Source organism: Geminicoccus sp. (genome assembly GCF_036263595.1).
In the GTDB taxonomy this organism is placed as follows: domain Bacteria; phylum Pseudomonadota; class Alphaproteobacteria; order Geminicoccales; family Geminicoccaceae; genus Geminicoccus.
Map to the genome: position 1 here is coordinate 1 of NZ_DATAGQ010000124.1, position 3,620 is coordinate 3,620.

General features: G+C 60.9%; 6 protein-coding genes. 4 read left to right on the forward strand and 2 right to left on the reverse strand.

The window, feature by feature from the left end:
• Positions 1 to 54 precede the first annotated feature (54 nt).
• Positions 55 to 708: a DUF4238 domain-containing protein gene (locus tag VHL31_RS11505; protein WP_329661359.1), complete on the forward strand. Its 654-nt coding sequence runs from the start codon at positions 55 to 57 to the stop codon at positions 706 to 708.
• A gap of 229 nt (positions 709 to 937) precedes the next feature.
• Here the strand turns inward: VHL31_RS11505 and VHL31_RS11510 are convergent, their stop codons facing one another.
• Positions 938 to 1,912 (reverse strand): DUF1376 domain-containing protein, encoded by a 975-nt coding sequence (locus tag VHL31_RS11510; RefSeq protein WP_329661354.1) that lies wholly within the window; start codon positions 1,910 to 1,912, stop codon positions 938 to 940.
• A 292-nt stretch (positions 1,913 to 2,204) separates the two neighbouring features.
• Positions 2,205 to 2,513: a hypothetical protein gene (locus VHL31_RS11515; RefSeq protein WP_329661355.1), complete on the reverse strand. Its 309-nt coding sequence runs from the start codon at positions 2,511 to 2,513 to the stop codon at positions 2,205 to 2,207.
• A gap of 136 nt (positions 2,514 to 2,649) precedes the next feature.
• Here VHL31_RS11515 and VHL31_RS11520 point away from each other — a divergent pair, with 136 nt between their 5' ends.
• The 3 genes from VHL31_RS11520 (at position 2,650) to VHL31_RS11530 (ending at position 3,563) form a co-directional block, all read left to right on the forward strand.
• Complete coding sequence (locus VHL31_RS11520) at positions 2,650 to 2,814, forward strand: hypothetical protein (RefSeq protein WP_329661356.1); 165 nt, start codon at positions 2,650 to 2,652, stop codon at positions 2,812 to 2,814.
• A gap of 20 nt (positions 2,815 to 2,834) precedes the next feature.
• Complete coding sequence (locus VHL31_RS11525; protein ID WP_329661357.1) at positions 2,835 to 3,068, forward strand: hypothetical protein; 234 nt, start codon at positions 2,835 to 2,837, stop codon at positions 3,066 to 3,068.
• Positions 3,069 to 3,311: 243 nt separating this feature from the next.
• Positions 3,312 to 3,563: a hypothetical protein gene (locus VHL31_RS11530; RefSeq protein WP_329661358.1), complete on the forward strand. Its 252-nt coding sequence runs from the start codon at positions 3,312 to 3,314 to the stop codon at positions 3,561 to 3,563.
• Positions 3,564 to 3,620: the final 57 nt, after the last annotated feature.

A 3,620-nucleotide genomic window follows, 5' to 3' on the forward strand; every position in this document is an offset into this window, starting at 1 on the left:
AAGCGGTCTTAGCACTTCCCACTCAGCGTCGCTGAGGTCGGATGGGTACGGTCGATCGGGCATAGCGATCTCCAGCACGAATGCGCCAGATCAACGCTCTATAACCTCCTCCAGCCACTTTGCGGACAGTCAGTGAGGGGGAAGTCCTTCCGGGATCATCATCAGACATTTTGGCAGAAACTACGAGACGACGCACTCGAAGCAGAGCAAGAATTCGCTGCTCTTACGGAAGATCAGCAGGGTGCCCAAGTGTCGCCGGTCAGTGGGGGCTCAGGGCCGGCTCTAACTTCCGACATGATCGCGCAGTTGGCGGCCAACACGATGCCGCTAGTCTTCCCGACGTTTTATGAAGTCACCTTCCTGTCGATCGTTCGGCTGATGAAGCCAGTGATAGCTGTAGCTTCGGGCAGCGTGAAGTTCATCACATCCGATAAGCCATGTATTTTGGCAGACCCTGAGATTAGCCGCGGAGGTCCCTTTGCGAGTTTGGCGCTGGCAAGCCCGACTATTGAGATCACGATGCCTGTGACACCTGACATGTGCCTAGTGTTTACGAAGGCAGATCTCCCACATGCATATGTCAATGCTCCGGACGGGACCGTTCAACAGTTCAATAGACTGATCGCTGCTAATGCGGACAGCAGGATCGTCATCTCCGGCAACCATGAGAATCACGTTCTTTTCGGAGCTGGTTTTCAGTTTGAGTAGGTAAGTCTTCGAAGTTCCTGGTGGTCATGGACTTACGCTTGCGGCGGATGCACGTTCGACGTGCAGAAATAGGTCTACGGTTTGCAAAGTTGCATTGGCTCTCTTAACCAGCTTGACCAATTCTTCTCTGCCAGCCCGACCTAGTAGCATTTCATATTGAGCCGGGCTCTGCGTCGCGAGCAGGCAGCCGGCACTAAGCCGCGCCAGCTCGAATGGCTCAACGGGCTGCTTATGGACTGCAGCCTCTTGTCCCTGATCTTTCCACCGCTGCTACCCCCACGTTGATCGTCCGGCTGAGGCACAAGCGCTCGACTGTGACGAACAGCGACCGTGGGTCCATCTCGTCGCCTTCCCGGCCGAGCTGCTGGGCGATCTCCGCGATCGTGTGCTGGCCGAAGATCCGCTCAAGGGTCGCCAGCCGGGTACTGGCTTGGGCCATGGTGGCGCCGACGGAGACGCGCTGGATCCGCACGGGATCCGGTCCGGCCGGCTCGGCTTGCTTGATCACGGCCGTCTGATCCTCCCACCGCCGCTGCTCCAGCCAGTTCGCCGGATGCGGGATGTAGCGTTCCTGGATGCCGTCGGTACGCCACCTGGCAGCCGCTGCTGCCAGCGCTTCAGCCAGCTGTTCAGCCGTCGCCTCCTGCCGAGCCTGCCGGTAGGCCTCCGCCGCTGCCTGCCTCCCCACCTGCCGCGGGTAAGTCTGCCACCACGTCTCAAACTCAGCGTCCAGATTACCCACACCATCCTCCGCCAGCAGGGGGACAAGAGGGGGTGTCTGTTTGGTTTTGGTCTTTGGTTTTGGATAGGGGGCAGGTTGTTGTCCGTTTGCTCCCTCATTTGCTGGGGCAGCTTCCTGTTCAGCCAGTGGCTTAGGCACCCGGCCTTGCCGTCCAGCCTCGGCCCGCTTCTTCGAGATCGCTCCAAGCTTCTCGCGAACAGATTGCTGCTTCTTCTGCGTCCAGATCCCGCCCTTCACCTGCCAGAACGGCAGCATCACCGGCTTGATCCGCTTCAGCCAGCGGTCGAGCGACACCTTCGCCACCCGGGCCAGGAAGGCATCGTCGTCCCTCAGGCTGCAGCCAGGGGAGCGCCAGGCGGCGAACAGGAGCAGGAGGTAGGCGCCATGCTCTTCGGTAGTCAGGTGGGTCGTGTCGGCGAGATAGGCGTCCGTGTAGAACGGCATCGCCGGGAAGTCGGCCATGGTGAGACTCCATGCACCAGCGGTCGCCGGCTGCAGGGGCAGCGGCGTCGACAGGGCGCGGATGTAGGGGGAGATGCCGCCCCGGCCGGAGCAAGGGCGGCGGTCGGTTAGGCTGGTGTCATGCTCCGGTGCTCAGGCGTTGCCCGATGAGCGGAAGAAGAACCACCCGGTGGCGAAACCGGGTGGCCGAGCATGGTCACGTTCATGGGAAGGCCTCCATGGGAGACCTCTTCCACTGTGCACCATCCGCCGCATCAAGGACAAGCCTCAGCCACAGGCACGTCGGCCTCGCTCACAGCGCCAGCTCCTCGTCGATCCAGCCAAGGTTGGTCATGACTGTGCCGACATCGTCGCGCACGTCGTCGGCCAGCTCGAAAGCAGCCTCCATCTCCGGCTTGGAGATCTGGTGGGCATTCCGGCTAGCGTGATAGAGCGCCTGGAGGATCAGGTGGAGCTGGCTGACACGGGTCCAGGTTTGAGCGGCACTGCCGGCCAGCACCAGCGCGTTAACAGTAGCGAGATCTGGCGCGCCACCAGGCAAGCGGCGGGCGGTAGAGGTCGATGTGGTGCCCGTGGTATGGGCGTGGTTAGCCGATCGCATGGACGCGCACTCCTGCGTGAGGTTAAGCTCGGCGGGAAGGTTGTAGCTCCCGTCGGGCTGTAAATCTGTTGTTGAACGTTGGGCAGTTACCTACAATGCCGACATGACGTCAACAACATTGTAGGTAATTGTCTCCATGGCCAAGACCAACTCTCTTGGTGTCCGCCTTCAACCGGACGTGAAGGCTGCGCTGGAGAAGGCAGCCAAGGACGACATGCGGTCGCTCTCCTCCTTGATGGAGAAGATCGTGACGGAATGGCTGCGCGAGCGGGGGTACCTGCCGAACGAGCCGAAGGGCTGAGACGGCTGACGAAAGCCTGCATGATGTCCGATATGGATGACGCACTGAAAGAGTTGGGCGAGGTTGATCGCGACATCCTCCAGATCGAGACCCGGATCACCGAGCAGACGGTTCTAGCAGAACACCTGAGGACCCAAGGCCAAAGCAACACTGAGGCTAACAAGGCAGGCCAGAACCTGGAGAAGGTGCTCAGGGAGCAGCACATGCACCGGGAGCTGGTTCTGGCACGTATCGCGCAATTGGAAGAGAGTTAAACCGCTGGCATCGAGTTCATCCCCGAGAACGGCGGCGGACCGGGAGTGCATCTCAGGAACAATTCTTGACGGAGTGGCTGCCGGAGCGAGAGTGTATCGGCGCTTTCGAGATACGCTCCAGTATATGGAAGCAAGGCGACAGGTTGCTCAAGTGCGTAGGAGGGCGACTGATCAATGAACGAGAACAAGATTGGCAGGTATCCCCTAAGCAAGGCGGCGGTCGACGCTGCCGCTAGAGCCAGGGTGGACGAGAACAGCGCCCTCTTCATTGCCCGGGGACTGCAGCCGGCACGGCCGTGGAGCACGATGACCAGTGAGGATCACGCGGCGGAGCGCAAGATGGCAGCCCGGATGCTCCAGGCGGCCTTGCAGGCATGGCAGCCTAGCCAGGAACAGGGCGAGGTCTGCGAGAGGGAGCAGGCATTGTCGCAGCGCGATGGCGCTGGCCGGTGCATCGACGGTATGAAAGCCGCTGTTCTTACAGACGGAAGCTGAGTTGCGCGCTGACGCGCCACGGCGGCTTCTCAAGGTGAGCTCCACCAACGAGAGAGC

Excerpts from the sequence above, each read along its gene's own strand:
- VHL31_RS11515 (WP_329661355.1), bottom strand. The coding sequence starts at position 2,513 with ATGCGATCGGCTAACCACGCCCATACCACGGGCACCACATCGACCTCT.
- VHL31_RS11525 (WP_329661357.1), top strand. The coding sequence starts at position 2,835 with ATGATGTCCGATATGGATGACGCACTGAAAGAGTTGGGCGAGGTTGAT.
- VHL31_RS11510 (WP_329661354.1), bottom strand. The coding sequence starts at position 1,912 with ATGGCCGACTTCCCGGCGATGCCGTTCTACACGGACGCCTATCTCGCC.
- VHL31_RS11520 (WP_329661356.1), top strand. The coding sequence starts at position 2,650 with ATGGCCAAGACCAACTCTCTTGGTGTCCGCCTTCAACCGGACGTGAAG.